The sequence below is a fragment of the Bacillus badius NBRC 15713 genome (genome assembly GCF_001591605.1).
Taxonomy (GTDB): Bacteria; Bacillota; Bacilli; order Bacillales; family Domibacillaceae; genus Pseudobacillus; species Pseudobacillus badius.
Window position 1 is genome coordinate 74,997 of record NZ_BCVF01000013.1, and the last position, 16,881, is coordinate 91,877.

Consider the following 16,881-nt stretch of genomic DNA (forward strand, 5'->3'; position numbering starts at 1 on the left):
CTTTATCGCTTTAAAAAGGCTGACTCCTCAAGAGCCAGCCTTGCATTTTTATTTTTTACTTAGCGGCTTTTGCTGCCTCAATTGCTTTTTCGTAATCTGGATGATTCGTCCCTTCGCTTACATACTCTACATATGTAACCTTGCCTTCACTATCTACGACAAAAACAGAACGAGCTAATAATCGAAGTTCTTTCATATGAACTCCGTAAGCTTCTCCAAACGACATTTCGCGGTGATCAGAATAAATGTTCACATTTTCCAATCCTTCTCCCGCACACCAGCGCTTTTGCGCAAACGGCAGGTCAGCAGAAATCGTTATGATTTCCACGTTGTCCAATTTGGAAGCTTCTTCATTAAATTTGCGTGTTTGCTGTTCGCATACCCCTGTATCAATGGAAGGAATCACACTAATCAAACGCACTTTACCTTTAGAATCAGCTAATGTGACTTCTGATAAATCTGTCGCGAGCACCTTAAAATCAGGTGCTTGGTCGCCTGCCTTCACTTCATTCCCAAGCAATGTGACCGGGTTTCCTTTGAATGTTACATTTGCCATATTCATAATCCCTCCTCCATCTTTTTCACACTTAATATCATACTTGTTCGAAAGAGGGAAATGCAAGGAAAAGCCCTGCCAGTACCTATGAAGAATTTATTTTTTCTCTCCCTAGATGGTGAAGTCAGAAGAAGGCTTTTTAGACGATGATTGCTTGGATTGGTTTTTCTGATTAAGCATGCCTTGAATTTTATCAATAACGGCTGGAGCCAAATCAATGATTTTGTCCAATAAATGTGTATTTTCATCTAGATGAAGCATACGCACACCGCTGGAATTGACAATTAAAAAGGCGATAGGCGTGATAGAAACACCGCCCCCGCTGCCGCCGCCGAACGGGCTTTTTTCTTGACTGCCCCCCTGGCCGCCGCCTTGTTTGTCCATTTTAAATTCACTGCCGCCGGCTGCAAAACCAAATCCCACTTTTGAAACAGTCATAATGATACTTCCATCAGGTGTTTCAACCGGATCGCCGATAATGGTGTTAACGTCGATCATGTCCTTTAAATTTTCCATAGCTGTGGTCATCAATCCTTCGATTGGATGGTCACTCATATTTACCCCTCCAGTTGTTTAAGTGTTTTAAAAAAACAGGCCGGCACTTGAACGCTTTTTTCTGCCGCGCCGATGAATAAATAGTTGAATAACTGCAGCTATAGCATGCCCTGCGCGAAAGGAAATCATACACGAACCTTCCACTTTCCAAACAGACTGTCCAAATATAGGTGTCACTTCAATGTCAGGGCGGGTATTCATCTTCATCAAGCGGTCAATGGCTGCCAATACACTTCCTTTTGCAGCCCACAGAGAGCCGGTCAGCATGCCGGTCCAAGCAGCATCCTTCATGCCAACAGCTGTCCGCCATGTCAAAGCACGCACTTCTACTTTCTTTAAAAATGAAAGAGCGATCTGCGGCAAATTCTCAATATATCCGATCCTTTCTTTCAGCTGGACAAGGAAAGTTTCCGCTTCTTGGGGAGGAATCGTGGCGGTTACTCGCTTTTTTACAGCTGCCAGCGCCTTATTTGTAAAAGGAATATAAAAAGTAAAAGATAGCAGTCCATGAAAAAAGAAAAAACGAACATAGGCTTCAGTATGATCGGGCACACGGAGAAAGTAAAAGAGCAGTTGAATGTTTAAAAACCAAACCAGTAACAGCAGGACCGGCACAATAGCGAGCCCCCACCATAAATAAGCCATCCTGTTCCCTCCTTTTCCGCTAAACAGTTTGTCCGCCGGAATAGGAAAGTAAACATAACGGGCCACACAGAAAAAGCTGCCGGCTTTTTGCCGGCAGCTTGCTTTGGTTATAGCGATTGAACAGGAGCTTGAACAGCTAGCGACTCCTCGTGAATAACAGTTGTCTCTGCGAAGTAATCGTGCAGCCCCTGCTTTCTTGATAAAAAAGCGACAAGTACATATAAGAAAGGGATCGTTGCGGATAAATAGCGGCCGATCCACTCCCGGAACAAAACCGTCTGCCAAGAAAGGCCTGAGCCTGCCAGTGAAATCACTTTCAATCCAAACACCATTTTTCCAATCGTCTGCCCCCGCCATTTTGTCATCAAAACAAAATACAAATAGAAAACAAGAGCAGTCGCAATATTTACAGCCGAAAAGATTCCATTGGTCGCCGTATCAATGTCTGCCGCCCGAAATAACGGATAAATAAGCAGGCGGGAAAGACTTCCAACGACGATCAAATCAAGAAGATACGCCCAAAATCGAATCCAAAAGCCGGCATAATGCAAGGCTGGGGCTGTGGAAACTGCAAATGCTGGCTTCTCTTCTGCGTGCCTTTCAGAAGGCCGGTCCTCCATGATCTGTTCCTCTTGCTGGAGAGGTGTTTGTTCCTCCACATGTCTTTGCTCGCCGGTTTCATTATTGACATCTTCTCTCATTATCTGTCCCTCCTTTATTCCGCATACAAATACATCAACCGCGGAGAATTGGGATGTGAAAAGATTTTCAGCAGCGCCTCTGCTTCATCATTTCCGCCGATCAGCTGCTGGGCTTTCATCGTGAAATAGGATGGCCAGCCAAGACTCTCTTCATAGGTCACTACTTGAGCGTCTTGCAGGTTTTCATCTTTCTTCAGCGCCGCAATGGTGTCTTCCAAATAGCCGAAATCATCAATCAAATTCAGTTCTTTCGCTTGACGACCGTCATAAATGCGGCCATCAGCTATTTTTTTGACTTGTTCTGTTGACATATCACGGCCGTCAGCAATAACTTTGACAAATCCGTCGTAAGAATTATTGATCATTGACTGTACTATCTTTCTTTCTTCATCTGTCATCTCACGAGTCGGACTCATAATGTCTTTATGAGGACCGCTTTTGACCGTAACAAAGTCAACGCCGTATTTTTTAGCGAGCTTGGAATAATTCACGCTTTGCATAATCACCCCAAGAGAACCTGTCAAAGTTTCGGGACTCGCATAAATTTTGTCAGCAGGCGCTGATATGTAGTAGCCGCCGGATGCTGCCATCGATCCCATTGATACGTAAACCGGCTTTTTGGCTTTCTCGCGAATCTCTATGATTTTATCGTGGATTTGCGCGCTCTCCACTACTCCTCCGCCAGGTGAGTTCACTTGCAGGATAACAGCTTTTACTTTCTTATCCTCTTTTACTTTTTCAAGCTGCTTCATAAACTGGCGATGATTGTAGCCAGGGGATGAAAACAGAGACTGTGCCGTTCCGGTATCCTGAATCACTCCTTCAACCGGCAAGACGGCAATCTTCTGTGTCTCGCTTCCCTGTTCCTCCACTTGCTCAACAAACTCCTCGCTGCTGGTTCCCATCGCGCTTTCCCATGCGGTAGAAAAGTTCGTATTCATCACCACTGAGGCTGTGTTTACAATAATGGAAACAATAAATAAACCAGCAGCCAGCAATAGAGCAATGGTTCTTTTTTTGCTCAAAGCACTCTCTCCTTCCTATCCTTTCGTTCGCCGGCTTTTAAAAATAAACCGGGGCGTGGTACACTAAAAAAAGGTTCACCTTATTCTAACAAAACATTGAACAACAACCATACTAACTTTTCCAAAAAAGGAGAATTTCTCATGGATCAGCGTCGGAACGTCTATTTTTACGAAACTCGCCGGGAAAATGTGGCAGAAAAAGTGGCGGAATTAAAAAAACTGGCTGCAAAATATGACTTTACGGTCGTCGAAAAATCAGAAGAAGCAAATATCATCGTCAGCATCGGCGGAGATGGCACATTCCTGCAGGCCGTCCAAAAAACCGGCTTTCGCGAAGACTGCTTGTATGCCGGCATCTCCATTTTTAATGAATTAAATATGTACTGTGACTTCCATGCAGATGACATCTCCGGCCTCATCGAAGTGATGTCCAAAGCGGAAATGGAAGTTCGCCGCTATCCAGTTCTGCAAATTGCCGTAGATGAAGATTCCGTTTTCTACTGTTTAAATGAATTCAGCATCAAATCCAGCATCATCAAAACAATGGAAATGAATGTGTATATCGATGACCTTCATTTTGAAATGTTTCGCGGAGACGGCATGATTATTGCTACACCTACCGGCAGCACAGCCTATAACAAGTCAGTAAGCGGAGCTGTGGTTGATCCGCTGCTTCCTTGCATGCAAGTAAGTGAACTGGCTTCGCTGAATAACAAGCGTTATCGAACACTCGGCTCCTCTTTTATTCTGAGCGGAGACCGTACACTTTCACTTAAAATGCTCAAAGGAAGCAATAACTATCCGATTATGGGGATCGATAATGAAGCGCTAAGTATTCAGCACATTGAAGAAATTAACATTTCATTGAGCAATAAGCGCATCAAAACGTTAAAATTAAAAAACAACTCATTCTGGCACAAAGTAAAACGCGCCTTTTTGTAAGAAGCTGGACAATAGAAAAAGGAAGCGCCTCAATCGGTTCAGGCGCTTCCTTTTTTGTGGTTTCTGGCAGCGATATGCCTCTTTTGAGACCATTTTATTTGCGAAAAAGTAAAAATAGCGAGTGCCGTCCAAATAAATGAGAAAGAAATAAACTGTGTAGCGGAAAACGGTTCATCATATACGAACACACCGAGCAGGAGCGTCATTGTCGGAGTAATATACTGTAAAATCCCGATCATGGATAATGGGATTTTTGGCGCTCCCTCTGCGAACAACAGCAGCGGCAAGGCGGTGATTGCCCCGCCAAGAATCAGCAGCAAGGCAGTTGAAAAAGATCCGGAAACTAACGCCAGCTCCCCTTTTGACCACCAGTAAGCCAAAAAAACAACAGCGATCGGCGTAACAGCAAACGTCTCAAGTGTCAAACCAACAGCCGCCTCCACTTGAACCGTCTTCTTCATTAAGCCATACAGTGCAAAGCTGACTGCAAGGCCGAGCGATATCCACGGGAACTGCCCATACGAGACGGTAAGGACAGCAACACCGATAGCGGCAAATAAAACAGAAAAAATCTGTGCTTTTGACAAAGACTCTTTCAGCACAAAAACGCCAAGAAGCACACTCATAAGCGGGTTAATATAGTAGCCAAGACTCGTCTCGATGACACGGTCATTGTTGATTGCCCAAATAAACAAAAACCAGTTGCCGCTCACTAGAAAAGAAGCAGTGACAAGAGCGGCTGCTTCTTTCGGCTTTTCCCTCATCATCTTGAGCGTAGCTTGCAAGTCTCCTAGCTTTCTAGTGATCAAGAGAAGCAGGAACATAGACGCAAACGACCAGAACACGCGATTGGCCAGAATTTCTTCGGCAGGAACGTGGCCCAAGAGCTTCCAATAGATCGGAAAAAGCCCCCACAGCAAATAAGCAAAAAATATATAAAAGGCACCCGCCTTTGTCTGTGCATTCATGTGATCCCTCATTTCCTTCTGTTCCCGAAATAAATTCCATTATACTCCTTTCCTTTTAAAAATCAATAGAATGGCCAGGAAAGCACTAGACTATTATTCCACAAAAAAATCCCCGCTTCTTAAGCAGGGATAACCCATCCAGCCACTCAGCTTATCTGTCTGGCCTACGCCGTCAGGCAAAGTGTATTCATTCAAGCCGACGCATTAACTCTTGACCTTCTGCTCAGCCTGACGCAATTCAATCCGGCGAATCTTTCCGGAAGTGGTTTTTGGCAATTCATCAATAAATTCAATCTTTCTTGGATATTTATAAGGAGCTGTTAATTCTTTAACATGATTTTGCAGTCTTTCAACGAGTTGAGGATCTTCTGCATTGACGCCATCCTGCAAGACCACAAAGGCTTTGACAATGTGTCCGCGGATTTCATCCGGGCTTGCTACGACCGCGCATTCTTTTACATCGGGATGTTTAACAAGAGCATCCTCTACTTCAAACGGACCAATTGTATAGCCGGAGCTGATAATAATATCGTCCCCGCGTCCTTCAAACCAGTAATAGCCGTCCTCGTCCTTTTTCGCCTTATCGCCCGTTAAATAATAATTGCCCCTAAATTGCATGGCTGTCCGCTCTGGATCTTTATAATAATGCTTAAATAAAGCCGGTGTATCCATGTGAACAGCGATATCCCCTACAACACCTGCTTCTACTGGCACGCCGTCCTCATTAATGATTTCCACCCGATTTCCAGGGGTTGGTTTTCCCATCGATCCTGGCTTGACTTCCATCCCTTTCAATATGCCAATGACCAATGTACTCTCTGTCTGGCCATAGCCGTCCCGCACATCCACACCAAAATATTTTTGGAACGTTTCAATGACCTCTCTATTTAACGGCTCACCTGCTGAAACAGCACTGTGCAGGCTGGATAAATCATAATCCGCCAGGTTATCAACTTTAACCATCAGGCGATACTCCGTCGGCGTACAGCACAGAACATTAATTTTATTTTGCTGGAGCAGTTCAAGATACTTTTTCGGCTCGAACTTCCCATTGTATACGAAGCCTGTCGCCCCTGAGCCAAGCACAGACAAAAACGGGCTCCACGTCCACTTTTGCCAGCCAGGCCCGGCGGTAGCCCAGACTACATCACCTTCTGTAATTCCAAGCCAATTGGGCGCAGCTGTTTTTAAGTGGGCGTAGCCCCAGGCGTGCGTGTGGACAACCCCCTTTGGATTGCCTGTGGTGCCAGAGGTATAAGGCAAAAAGGCAATGTCATCCTTGGAGGTATCAACTGTTTCCAGCTCATCAGATGCTCCATCCATCTTTTCCTGGAGATTCATCCATCCCTCTGCTTCGCCGCCAAATGAAAATGTGGTCAACTCTTTTATTCTATCTACCTGTTCAAACTGTTCAGTGAATGGGGCATAACAAACGATCCCCTTCACTCCAGCATGCTCAATTCTGTAATTTAAATCTTTTGTCCGCAGCAATTCTGCGCTGGGAATAATAATTAAACCGGTTTTTAAAGCGGCAAGAAAGACTTCGTACGCTTCAATGAGGCGCGGTGCCATGATTAACACCGGATCACCTTTTTTCAAACCGCTCTCCAAGAAAACGTTTCCAATCTTATTAACATTTTTCATTAGCTGGGCATATGTAATGTCCTTTTTCTGCCCATCTTCACTTTCCCATTTTAACGCCAATCTCTCGGGGTCTTTAGCAAACTTCTCTACTTCCATCACAATATTATACTTTTCAGGTGCAAGTAAATCTTCTCGTTTCATCATCCTACCCCCTTCGTAATATGGATTAATTATACAGAATAATGAGAAATATTTAAATATTTTTAAGAGGAATAAAGTAAATTAATCAAACGGGCTGTCCAATCAGTCTCTAAAATTAAAATCGGCGGAGAAAAAGAATGCCTTTTTCTCCGCCTGTTTTTTTATAGCAAATCAGCAAATTCATCCATTATTTTTTCGTTCGGAAGCTGAAGAGTTTCCATTTCTTCCACGGCTTGCTCCATCATCTCTTCAAAGTCAACAAAGCTTTCAAAGCGCTGCACCTTTTCAAGCTTCGGACGTGTTTTCGGGGATGGCGGCGTAAAAATTGTGCAGCAATCCTCATACGGCAAAATAGAAATGTCATGCGTGCCAATTTTTCGGGCCACATCGATAATTTCAAGCTTATCCATTGTGACCAGCGGGCGCAGCACCGGCGTCGAGGTCACATCATTAATTGCCCTCATGCTCTCAAGAGTTTGACTGGCTACTTGTCCAAGGCTTTCGCCTGTCACGATCGCAAGTCCCCCTCTTTTTTGGCGGATTTTATCCGCCATAGCGAGCATCATCCGTCTCGTTGAAGTCATCGTATAATTTTCCGGCACTTGCTCCTGGATCTTCTGCTGAATAGCTGTGAACGGGACGATGTGAAGCTTGATTTCTGCTCCAAATGCAGTTAACCGCTCAGCTAAGTCAATCACTTTTTGTTTGGCGCGCTCGCTCGTATAAGGAGGACTGTGGAAGTGAATCGCTTCAATTTCCACTCCTCGTTTCAGCATGAAATAACCGGCCACGGGACTATCAATTCCTCCTGAAAGCAAAAGCATTGCACGGCCGCTCGTTCCTGATGGCAGCCCTGCCGCTCCCGGATATTTCTCGCAGGATAAAAAGACACCGCCCTTGCGAACTTCTACCAGCAAATTAATATCAGGGTTTTTCACATCAACTGTCAAGCTCTCCATATTTCTAAGCACATGGCTGCCGATCGCATAGTTAATCTCATTAGTATCAAGCTCAAATTGCTTATCGGAACGGCGGGCAGACACTTTAAATGTGTTTCCTGGGCTGAAATTCCGCTTCACCAGTTCTAAAGCAGCAGCCTTCATTTCCTCAATGTCCTGGCCGGTGCGAACGACAGGACTGAAAGATTGGATGCCGAACACTTGGCTGAGCCGATCTTTCACCGCTTCAAATGGCACGCCATTTAAGTGGATAAACATCCGGTCATGACTTAATTCAACGGTTATAGCAGGAAACTCCTTTAATGAAAGTAAAATGCTTTTTTTTAGTTTCGTAATAAATTGTTTACGATTGCGTCCCTTTGTGGAAAGCTCCCCGTAGCGAATTAATATACGGTCGTAATTCATGGTTGTCACCTCTGAACTTTCGTTAGTTTAGGAAGAGTTTCGTTTAATACACGAAGAAATGCTTGTGCTTCTTCCATCGTGTTTTCATAGGACAAGCTTAGTCTGACGCTGCTGTCGGCTGCAGCGGCCGGCAGCCCCATAGCTACCAGCACTGTGCTCGTTTTTTTCTGTCTGGAAGAACAAGCGCTCGTCGTAGATAAATAGCAGCCTCGCTCTTCAAGAGCATGAATCAGAACTTCGCCTTTCACTCCTGTAATCGAAAAGTTTAAAATATGCGGAGCAGCTTCAGTTTTTGGGGTATGAATCCGAACCCCGTTAATTTTCTCCAGCTCGCTGCGTAAAAATTGCTGAATCTCTTCCATTTCCGCCACACCGTCTGACCGTTTTTCTTCTGTCAGACGCAGCGCTTTTGCCATAGCAATGATGCCGGCGGTATTTTCTGTGCCGCTTCTCCAGCCGCTTTCTTGATTGCCGCCGGATAAAAGAGGCGACAGCTTGACTCCCTTTTTCTTATACAATACACCGCTCCCTTTTAACCCGTGAAACTTATGGGCAGATAAAGAGCAAAGATCAATCTCCTTCAGGTCCAAAACAACTTTGCCGCGCCCTTGAACATCATCCGCATGAAACAAAACCTTTGGGTATTTTTTCAATAACTCGCTGATTTCTTTCATCGGCTGAATGGTACCGGTCTCATTATTCACATGCATGATGGAAACGGCAATCGTTTCTTCTGTCAGGGCTGCTTCCAGTTCTTGTATAGAAATTCTGCCGGATGCATTCACCGGCAAATAAGTCACCTGAAACCCAAGCTCCTCCAGCTGGTGGCAGGCATGCAATACAGAAGGATGCTCTGTTTGCTGGGTAATGATGTGATTCCCGCGATGCCTGTTAGCAAGAGCCGCCCCTTTTAACGCTAGGTTATTGGCCTCTGTACCGCCTGAAGTAAAAATAATTTCCTCCACCTCCGCACCAATCAAGGAAGCGATTTGCTTGCGGGCTTCCTGCAGCAGCCGGTCCGCCTGCATACCGAGATGATGAAGCGAGGAGGGATTGCCGAAAAACTGCTCGTTAGCTTTCGTAAAAGCAGACAAAGCTTCTTTATATGGCTTCGTCGTTGCGCTATTGTCAAAGTAAATCATGGTCGCACCTGCTTTGTTGAGAGTATAGACAAAATCTCTATAATAATTAAACTGCCGAAGAACACGCAGCTGCCAATGCGGCAAGCGCAAAAAAGCAAGTCATTCTTAACAGCCAGCATTCAGTTTGTTCAACTACTTATCATAACATAGCTGCCTTTTGAAGCAAACTTTCCTTTGCTGCCTGCTGATGCATACAACCAAGCGGTGCCGGCTAAATGGAAGGTCAATTTAGCCGGCACCGCTTTGCTTAATTCTTATTCATCATGTCTTCAAGCTGTTTTAACCCTTTTGGATCAACTTTATCGATCGCTGTAGCAGCCTCTTCCAAAGCTGAGCGGTAGTCATAGTTGCGAAATGCCAGCTCAGCCCGGTAAAGCTGATCACTGATACCCGGATGAGAACGTTTATATCTGTTCCCATATTGAATAATGCGCTCAGCCAGTTCTGCTTGATCAATGATTTCTATCGTCTTGCGCTCCAGATTGCCGACAGATGAAACAGCTTCACTCAGCTTTTCCTGAACAGCTTTCATATTTAGCGGTTTTTCATTTAATGCTTGTATGACCTCACTGATGCGATCAGTTGTTTCTTCCGTTAACGATTGATAAAAGTCAGGCACACCCGGCATATTGCTCTTGTTCACTCTCCGGAAAATTTCGTTGATCTTTTTTCGGAGCTCCGCCAGGCTTTCGCGGGCAGCCATCTCTTCTTTACGCAATGTCTTTAAAAAGCGGCTGAAGCTTGTTTGCTCTTTTTGCAGATCTTCCAGCTGGGTCTGCAGCTCTTCCAGTTCTTCATGCAAAAAAGAATAGGCTGTGTTCTGTTCTGTAATTCTCGCTTCGAGCAGTTCATATCTCTTCGCAAGCCGAGAAATATCCTCCTCCAGCTTTTGCGGAACGATCCACTCGTCTTTAGCTAGCTGGTAGCTTTGACGCACATGTTCTGTTTCAGCCTGCAGCTCTTCGTTCGCTGTGCTTGCAGCTTCCAGCTGTTCCTTCGTCACCGTTTCATTTTTTACAATAAAATGCTTAGCATCCACTTCTTTTTCAAGCAGCTCATAAAAGAATTCGATGTTATCTTTTACATCGCGAATACCAACCTCTACCTCGTGTGTTTCTGTCTTCACAATAAAGTCCTTATAAAGATCAAGCTGCTTGCGCAGACTGGCTACTTCCTTTTCAATTTGCAGGTGATCGAGCAAATACCCTTTTTGCTTCATTTCTTTATAACCAGACTCAATTTCATTGAGCTGGGCCGGCAGCAGGTTCGTTGTTTCAGCCATCAGTACAGGGATAACCTCCATCTTATGTAAAATGGTGTCCATATCATGAGTGAGCTTAAGAATAATCTCTCTAGCTGCCAGATAGTTCCCTTCATTCGTCAGTTCCTCAAATTTATCGAACTCTGAAGATAAAGCATCGAGCTGAATTTCCAGCAAAGAAGCTGCTTTGCCGAATGTGTGCCGGTGAGCGAGCAGCCGCTTTCTTGCCTCCCGCCGCTTTTCCTTCAGCTCTTCGCTCTCCTGGCGATTGCTTTCTTCACTGCCAATCAGCTCATCAAGTTCTCTTAGAATGCTCTCTACTTTCCCTTCAGCTTCCTCCAGCTTATCGACGACATCCCCGTTGATTTCTTTCGCCTTGCCAAAACGGAATTGATCGGCTCTTTCTTCAGACTCTACCAGCTTTTCTTCTATATCTGCCAAATCAACAGCAAGCACCTCATCCCACGTTTGGCGCCAGCGATCGAAAAGCTCCTCTGTCTGTCCGGTCATATTTAGCCGCTTTACCTTCGCCAGTTCATCCGTAACCGGGCGGTTCATAATTTCCACTTTTCTTTTTTCTAGTTCATCGATGTCTTTGTATAGTTTTCTTCTATTAAAATAAGCAATAACCAATAAAATGGCTGCTATAAAAATTGCAGCAAAGATGAATTTCATCGTAAGCCCCCTGTTCTTCTGCCAGCAAAAGTATTCGTTCCATCTATATAAATAAGCTAATAAGTTTACTCAATTATTACTAATGATACCATAGGATGTGACATTTTTTGACGACAAAAATCGTTTTTTTTGCGTTCGCGTTCAAAATTTTTGTTACACTCAAAATATGACTATTTTTAAGGGGGATATATGATGAAAAGAGATGGGCATATCCATACGCCTTTCTGTCCTCATGGGACCGAGGATACGCTGCAAAGCTATATTGAAGAGGCACTCCGTCAAGGGTTTACCCGCTTAACCTTTACAGAACATGCACCCCTGCCCTCCGGCTTTACAGACAGTACCCCGACAAAAGACAGCGGGATGAAACTCAGTGATTTGCATGCTTACTTCTCGGCCCTGCAGCAGGCAAGAGAAGAGTACCGTACGGATATTGACATACAGATTGGCTTGGAAGTAGATTATATTGAAGGATTTGAGCAAGAAACAGCTGCTTTTCTGAATGAATACGGTCCGCTTCTTGATGACTCTATCTTATCTGTGCATTTCTTAAAATACCAGTCCGACTGGCACTGCTTAGATTACAGCGCCGATTTATTTGGGGAAATGATAGAAATCTTCGGCTCAACAGCTGCCATTTATAGCAAGTACTTTGAAACCGTTCAGCGCTCGGTTCAAGCCGATCTTGGCAGGTTTAAACCAAAACGCATCGGCCATCTAACCCTTGTGCATAAGTTTCAGCGCCGCTTTCCGTGCAAGGAGGATTTTAGTGAAGAAATAGAAGCGATCTTAAAAACGATAAAGGCGAACGATTACGAAATCGACTTGAACGGCGCCGGCTTGATGAAGCCGCTATGCCTGGAGGCTTATCCGTCACCGAAAATTGCCCAAAGAGCAAAAGAGCTGGGCATTGCACTCGTATATGGATCAGATGCTCATCAGGCGAAGGACATCGGCCAAGGCTACGAATCGATGCTTCCCGCCTTCTTTCATGAATCAAAATCACCGGTAAAGGAGAAATAAATGATGTTCCAAACAGCTAGCTATACAGGAACTAAAGCCCACAATTATCAGCTCGTTATTAAACAGCTGCGCGCATTGCTTGAAGGGGAACGTAACCGTGTTGCCAACTTAAGTAATGCCTCCGCTTTATTAAACCAATTTTTAGAACGGATCAACTGGGTGGGCTTTTATTTAGCTGAAGGCGAAGAGCTTGTCTTGGGTCCTTTTCAAGGTCTGCCGGCCTGTGTGCGCATTCCATTCGGCAAAGGTGTTTGCGGCACGGCTGCCAGCGAGAAGAAAATCCAAAGAATCGCTGATGTCCACGCGTTCCCAGGGCATATCGCCTGTGATGCCGCCTCTCAATCAGAGATTGTTCTTCCTTTATTAAAGGACGGGCATCTCATAGGCGTACTCGATATTGACAGTCCTGAAAAAGACCGCTTCGATGAAATAGATGAACAAATGCTTGCGGCGTTTGCTGCGGTTCTTGTGGATTATTTATAATAAATCTCGTGGAAGCAAACCTGCACAAAATAACTATAAATACGAAAAGAGCTGATATACTGAACCTCCTCCTTACTCATTGGATGTACAGTTCATGATCAGCTCTTTTTGGCTATTTACAGTAATGTCCAACAGTTATCCTGTTCTTGCCTGCTTCCTTCGCTTCATACAAAGCTGCATCTGCATAATTAAATAACTGCTTTTTAGAAGGGGGGTTTTCGTTTGACCAGAAGGACAACCCGCAGGAAACTGTAACCGCAGGAGTCGTGTTTGCCGCTATTTTGGCAATCATTGTTTCCGCTGTCGCTACGCCCTCTTCCAAAGAACAATTAGGGAAATAAACAGCTAGCTCCTCTCCTCCCCAGCGGGCAGCCATATCTTCTTTTCCAATAGCAGCCTTCATAATCTGAGCAACCTGTATAAGTATTTCATCGCCAACTTGATGCCCATATGTGTCATTGACCTTTTTAAAATTGTCGATGTCCACTAATAAGAAGACCCCTTTTTCATCTTTTTCAAGCGACTTTTGGAGAGACCGGTCCAAATATCCTCTTGAATACAGCTTCGTTAAATGATCTGTAATAACCATCTTTTCCAGCTTTTCTCTCAGCATGGCATTTGCCAGGGCTAACGTCGAGTGATGGATGAGCGACTGCAATAGCTTATACATTTCAAATGTAAAGCTGTACGGCTCTCTTCTTAATACGATGCAAAAACCGTTCAGCTCGGTTCCTTGCTCCATCGGTACAGCCATCATCGCGTGAAATGTCGGGAGAACGCCCTCCAGCTTGCCTTCCAGTTCTCCAATAAAGAAGGCTTCCTTCTCTTTTCTCAACTGATTGACAGTGAAGCGAATCAGCTCCTGCCCTTCCGCTTCAAGAAAAAAAGAACTGCTTCCCGATATGATGTCAGTTTCTGCTCCATTCAGAAAAATAAAACCGACTTCACAAGCACGAAAAGAGTGAGTAATTTGCGCGTGCAAAAAGCTGAGAACATCCGAAAAACGAAGGCTGGAATTTAGTTTATGGGAGGCGTCATTGATCAGCTGCAAATCTGCATTTAATTGCCGGGACTGCTCATATAACATGACTTTCTCAATGGCTCCTCCTCCTGCAGCGGCGAGCATGCGAATAAATTCTTTTTTCATTTCAGGCAGCTGGCCCTCTTTAGCAAAGTTAACTTTTAACACACCATATACCCCTTGCTTGCCAATAAGGGGAGCGTAAAGAATACTGCAGATATCATCAACTTCAATTGTCCCTTTCGTATAGGAAGCCATGCCTTCTTCACTTACATCGTCAAAGTTGAAGTGGCTGACCGGAAGCCCGGTGTACGACCTTTCCATAGCCATCAGAAAATGATAGGAATATAAAGGAAAAGCTTTCTCTAACGCAGCGATAATTTCCTTTAGCACAAATTCGATATCTGTAGAAGAATGAAGTTTTCCTGTAGCATCAAATAAATCTTTATATCTGTTTACTCTTCCTTCTATTTCCTGTCTATCCTTCGCCCATTGAATCAGCCGGCTGCTTTCCTCTGCGAAAAACAACAAGTCTTCCTCTGTCAAGTCCGACAGAAGCTCTTCATCGGCATTTAAAAGCAAGTACAATTGCTTGTCTTTACAAAAGCCGCTTAAGCGAAATCCAAGGTTATATAATCCAGGCCCCTTACTTGTCTCTTCTTTATACAAAAGATAAGGAGCATCGACTGCCTTTATTAACGCTGATTCCTGTTCGTCAGCGCAGGTTGGCTGCGTCTGCCTGTCTATGTGAAACAGCCGCAGCTGAGAAGTATGGAACTGTTGCCCCACGAAACAAAGCCATTCCTTCTGAAGTTGTTCCGCATCGAATAAATCATCCCGGAAGCCAGCCATTAAATCATACAGCAATGCTTTCCAGCTCATCGCCCACTTGCTTTCATAACGCTGATTCATGTAGTAACCACCTGCCATTTTAATTGGACAACATAGCTGTTTTTCCTTTTCTAGCGATTTTTTATTGAAAAACGACTCATTTTTGCAAACGGTCATGTTAAAACGCAAAATTGATTTTTACTTCACTCACCAAAAGGTTTCTTCAGCACGAAGGAGCTATAAAATGAAAATCAGCCGTGCGAATTACCATAACTCGCAAAAAAACAAATGATATAAAAGTAACAACTTAAATACCAAACTAGGATAATTATACCACAAAAAATGAGTATAAAGTCTTATTAAATTAATATTTTTTTATCTCTTCAAACCTTCTCTTGACAGAGGCTCCCATAAATTATATACTAGCAGTTGTGTAAAATAATGCAGCCTATGTGAACACCTTTATGTGTTCATTTTGTTCCTTTGCATGTTAGATGCAAATGGTGCATCGCGTAACCCTTTGCTGCTAGGGCGATGGTGCATGAAAACAAAATGACCTAATTGCTGTCTCACCGGTTTTTATTTTACAACAAAATAAAAACATTAAAGGAGGAGCTATCTTATGGCTCGCTATACTGGCCCAAGCTGGAAAATTTCCCGCCGCCTTGGAATTTCTCTAAGCGGTACTGGAAAAGAATTAGAAAAACGTCCTTACGCACCAGGACAACATGGTCCTAACCAACGTAAAAAATTATCTGAATATGGTCTTCAATTACAAGAGAAGCAAAAGCTTCGTCATATGTACGGCATGAACGAACGCCAATTCAAAAACTTGTTCGTAAAAGCTGGTAAAATGAAAGGCGTTTACGGCGAAAACTTCATGATCCTTCTTGAAGGCCGCCTGGACAACCTTGTTTACCGTCTTGGTTTGGCTCGCACTCGCCGCCAAGCTCGTCAGCTTGTTAACCATGGACATATCCTTGTAGATGGCAAACGCGTAGATATTCCATCTTACCAAGTAAAACCTGGTCAAACAATCGCTGTTCGCGAAAAATCTAAAAACCTTGCTATTGTTAAAGAAGCAATCGAAGTAAACAACTTCGTACCTGACTATTTAACATTTGACGCAGACAAATTAGAAGGCACATACACTCGCCTTCCAGAGCGTTCTGAGCTTCCAGCTGAAATCAACGAAGCTCTTATCGTAGAGTTCTACTCTCGTTAATAAAACCGGGTTGTCTACCTGGTTGCGAAAACCCTGCAAAACGTTGTTATATCAATGTTTCGCAGGGTTTTTTCTTTTTCTTCTGCTTTGTATTTTACTGTATTCTCCCCCAAACAATTGGGGGAACCTGTGGGGGAACTTTTTGAGAATGAAAATTTAGTGGACAGACGTGCAGGTCCAGCTATTAAGCTGGATCTTTTTTTGCCTATATTTTAAAAAATTAGCGACAGCACTCCCAAGCATGCTGAAATTATAAGATAATCTTTTTTCCTCATCAGAAAGCCTTTTTGTTTGAATCCAATATGATCCGGATGAACCCTTTCACTTTCACCAATTTAATTGCTTTAGTCAAAACACAAAGAGTCCTTTCTATTAAGAAAGGGCAGTAGAAAGAGACGAAGAAGGAACAACAAATCCCTAACTATGCGGGGACCATTATACTTAAGTCTTCAATACCGATCGGTTTATAGACCGGACTTAATCCGAAACTCTCCAATTTTATTTTTACTTCATCTCTGGAATCCGCACAGACGAAAAAAATTTCATGGCTAACTCTACCTTTAGTTAACTCATCTTTAAGCGTTTGCATGTACTTAACCTCTTTACAGCCTATTCCAACAGGGTGAACTTTGGATTGTCAACACTAAATCAAACAACTTTTTTAAGGGACGCCCGGTTG

General features: G+C 43.8%; 15 protein-coding genes. 4 read left to right on the forward strand and 11 right to left on the reverse strand.

Annotated elements, in window-relative coordinates; translation table 11 throughout:
* Positions 1-55: 55 nt before the first annotated feature.
* From tpx to sppA, 5 genes are all read right to left on the reverse strand, one after another.
* The gene (tpx, locus tag BBA02S_RS08825) at positions 56-556 is read right to left on the reverse strand and encodes a thiol peroxidase (protein ID WP_041097793.1); all 501 of its coding nucleotides are present in this window, start codon (positions 554-556) and stop codon (positions 56-58) included.
* Between the two features lie 111 nt (positions 557-667).
* Positions 668-1,111 (reverse strand): GerW family sporulation protein, encoded by a 444-nt coding sequence (gene ytfJ / locus BBA02S_RS08830; protein WP_041097795.1) that lies wholly within the window; start codon positions 1,109-1,111, stop codon positions 668-670.
* Between the two features lie 27 nt (positions 1,112-1,138).
* A complete protein-coding gene (locus tag BBA02S_RS08835) occupies positions 1,139-1,756 on the reverse strand; it encodes a DUF2953 domain-containing protein (protein WP_052475141.1) in 618 nt (205 codons plus the stop codon).
* A gap of 107 nt (positions 1,757-1,863) precedes the next feature.
* Positions 1,864-2,457, reverse strand: a complete 594-nt coding sequence (locus BBA02S_RS08840; protein WP_082040252.1) for an RDD family protein — start codon at positions 2,455-2,457, stop codon at positions 1,864-1,866.
* A 14-nt stretch (positions 2,458-2,471) separates the two neighbouring features.
* Complete coding sequence (gene sppA, locus BBA02S_RS08845) at positions 2,472-3,482, reverse strand: signal peptide peptidase SppA (RefSeq protein WP_041097797.1); 1,011 nt, start codon at positions 3,480-3,482, stop codon at positions 2,472-2,474.
* 141 nt (positions 3,483-3,623) lie between these two features.
* On the opposite strand from sppA, the gene BBA02S_RS08850 reads away from it, so the two are divergent.
* On the forward strand, positions 3,624-4,424 hold the full coding sequence (locus BBA02S_RS08850; protein ID WP_041097799.1) for an NAD kinase: 801 nt from the start codon (positions 3,624-3,626) through the stop codon (positions 4,422-4,424).
* A gap of 38 nt (positions 4,425-4,462) precedes the next feature.
* Here BBA02S_RS08850 and rarD read toward each other — a convergent pair whose 3' ends face one another.
* The 5 genes from rarD to ezrA form a co-directional block, all read right to left on the reverse strand.
* The gene (rarD, locus tag BBA02S_RS08855) at positions 4,463-5,392 is read right to left on the reverse strand and encodes an EamA family transporter RarD (protein WP_052475142.1); all 930 of its coding nucleotides are present in this window, start codon (positions 5,390-5,392) and stop codon (positions 4,463-4,465) included.
* 204 nt (positions 5,393-5,596) lie between these two features.
* Positions 5,597-7,177: an acyl-CoA synthetase MbcS gene (mbcS, locus tag BBA02S_RS08860; protein WP_041114012.1), complete on the reverse strand. Its 1,581-nt coding sequence runs from the start codon at positions 7,175-7,177 to the stop codon at positions 5,597-5,599.
* Positions 7,178-7,338: 161 nt separating this feature from the next.
* Positions 7,339-8,541 carry a tRNA uracil 4-sulfurtransferase ThiI gene (gene thiI, locus BBA02S_RS08865; protein ID WP_041114013.1) on the reverse strand — a complete coding sequence of 401 codons (1,203 nt, stop codon included), beginning with the start codon at positions 8,539-8,541 and terminating at the stop codon, positions 7,339-7,341.
* Positions 8,542-8,546: 5 nt separating this feature from the next.
* On the reverse strand, positions 8,547-9,683 hold the full coding sequence (locus BBA02S_RS08870) for a cysteine desulfurase family protein (RefSeq protein ID WP_041114014.1): 1,137 nt from the start codon (positions 9,681-9,683) through the stop codon (positions 8,547-8,549).
* Positions 9,684-9,930: 247 nt separating this feature from the next.
* Positions 9,931-11,619 carry a septation ring formation regulator EzrA gene (ezrA, locus tag BBA02S_RS08875; protein ID WP_041097807.1) on the reverse strand — a complete coding sequence of 563 codons (1,689 nt, stop codon included), beginning with the start codon at positions 11,617-11,619 and terminating at the stop codon, positions 9,931-9,933.
* Between the two features lie 192 nt (positions 11,620-11,811).
* Between ezrA and hisJ the strand changes: the two genes are divergently transcribed.
* Together hisJ and BBA02S_RS08885 are read left to right on the forward strand one after the other, a co-directional pair.
* Entirely contained in the window at positions 11,812-12,642 is an 831-nt protein-coding gene (hisJ, locus tag BBA02S_RS08880; protein ID WP_052475143.1) for a histidinol-phosphatase HisJ, read from the forward strand.
* A gap of 3 nt (positions 12,643-12,645) precedes the next feature.
* Positions 12,646-13,125 carry a GAF domain-containing protein gene (locus BBA02S_RS08885; RefSeq protein ID WP_041114040.1) on the forward strand — a complete coding sequence of 160 codons (480 nt, stop codon included), beginning with the start codon at positions 12,646-12,648 and terminating at the stop codon, positions 13,123-13,125.
* Positions 13,126-13,237: 112 nt separating this feature from the next.
* On the opposite strand, the gene BBA02S_RS08890 is transcribed toward BBA02S_RS08885, so the two are convergent.
* Positions 13,238-15,058, reverse strand: coding sequence for a sensor domain-containing diguanylate cyclase (locus BBA02S_RS08890; RefSeq protein WP_052477339.1), 1,821 nt, complete (start codon positions 15,056-15,058; stop codon positions 13,238-13,240).
* A 541-nt stretch (positions 15,059-15,599) separates the two neighbouring features.
* On the opposite strand from BBA02S_RS08890, the gene rpsD reads away from it, so the two are divergent.
* Complete coding sequence (gene rpsD, locus BBA02S_RS08895; protein ID WP_041097809.1) at positions 15,600-16,202, forward strand: 30S ribosomal protein S4; 603 nt, start codon at positions 15,600-15,602, stop codon at positions 16,200-16,202.
* Positions 16,203-16,881 lie beyond the last annotated feature (679 nt).

What these genes read in the sequence shown, in the direction of transcription:
- tpx (WP_041097793.1), bottom strand. Translation starts at nt 556, where the DNA reads ATGGCAAATGTAACATTCAAAGGAAACCCGGTCACATTGCTTGGGAAT.
- ytfJ (WP_041097795.1), bottom strand. Translation starts at nt 1,111, where the DNA reads ATGAGTGACCATCCAATCGAAGGATTGATGACCACAGCTATGGAAAAT.
- BBA02S_RS08835 (WP_052475141.1), bottom strand. Translation starts at nt 1,756, where the DNA reads ATGGCTTATTTATGGTGGGGGCTCGCTATTGTGCCGGTCCTGCTGTTA.
- BBA02S_RS08840 (WP_082040252.1), bottom strand. Translation starts at nt 2,457, where the DNA reads ATGAGAGAAGATGTCAATAATGAAACCGGCGAGCAAAGACATGTGGAG.
- BBA02S_RS08850 (WP_041097799.1), top strand. Translation starts at nt 3,624, where the DNA reads ATGGATCAGCGTCGGAACGTCTATTTTTACGAAACTCGCCGGGAAAAT.
- rarD (WP_052475142.1), bottom strand. Translation starts at nt 5,392, where the DNA reads ATGAATGCACAGACAAAGGCGGGTGCCTTTTATATATTTTTTGCTTAT.
- mbcS (WP_041114012.1), bottom strand. Translation starts at nt 7,177, where the DNA reads ATGAAACGAGAAGATTTACTTGCACCTGAAAAGTATAATATTGTGATG.
- thiI (WP_041114013.1), bottom strand. Translation starts at nt 8,541, where the DNA reads ATGAATTACGACCGTATATTAATTCGCTACGGGGAGCTTTCCACAAAG.
- BBA02S_RS08870 (WP_041114014.1), bottom strand. Translation starts at nt 9,683, where the DNA reads ATGATTTACTTTGACAATAGCGCAACGACGAAGCCATATAAAGAAGCT.
- ezrA (WP_041097807.1), bottom strand. Translation starts at nt 11,619, where the DNA reads ATGAAATTCATCTTTGCTGCAATTTTTATAGCAGCCATTTTATTGGTT.
- hisJ (WP_052475143.1), top strand. Translation starts at nt 11,812, where the DNA reads ATGAAAAGAGATGGGCATATCCATACGCCTTTCTGTCCTCATGGGACC.
- BBA02S_RS08885 (WP_041114040.1), top strand. Translation starts at nt 12,646, where the DNA reads ATGTTCCAAACAGCTAGCTATACAGGAACTAAAGCCCACAATTATCAG.
- BBA02S_RS08890 (WP_052477339.1), bottom strand. Translation starts at nt 15,058, where the DNA reads ATGAATCAGCGTTATGAAAGCAAGTGGGCGATGAGCTGGAAAGCATTG.
- rpsD (WP_041097809.1), top strand. Translation starts at nt 15,600, where the DNA reads ATGGCTCGCTATACTGGCCCAAGCTGGAAAATTTCCCGCCGCCTTGGA.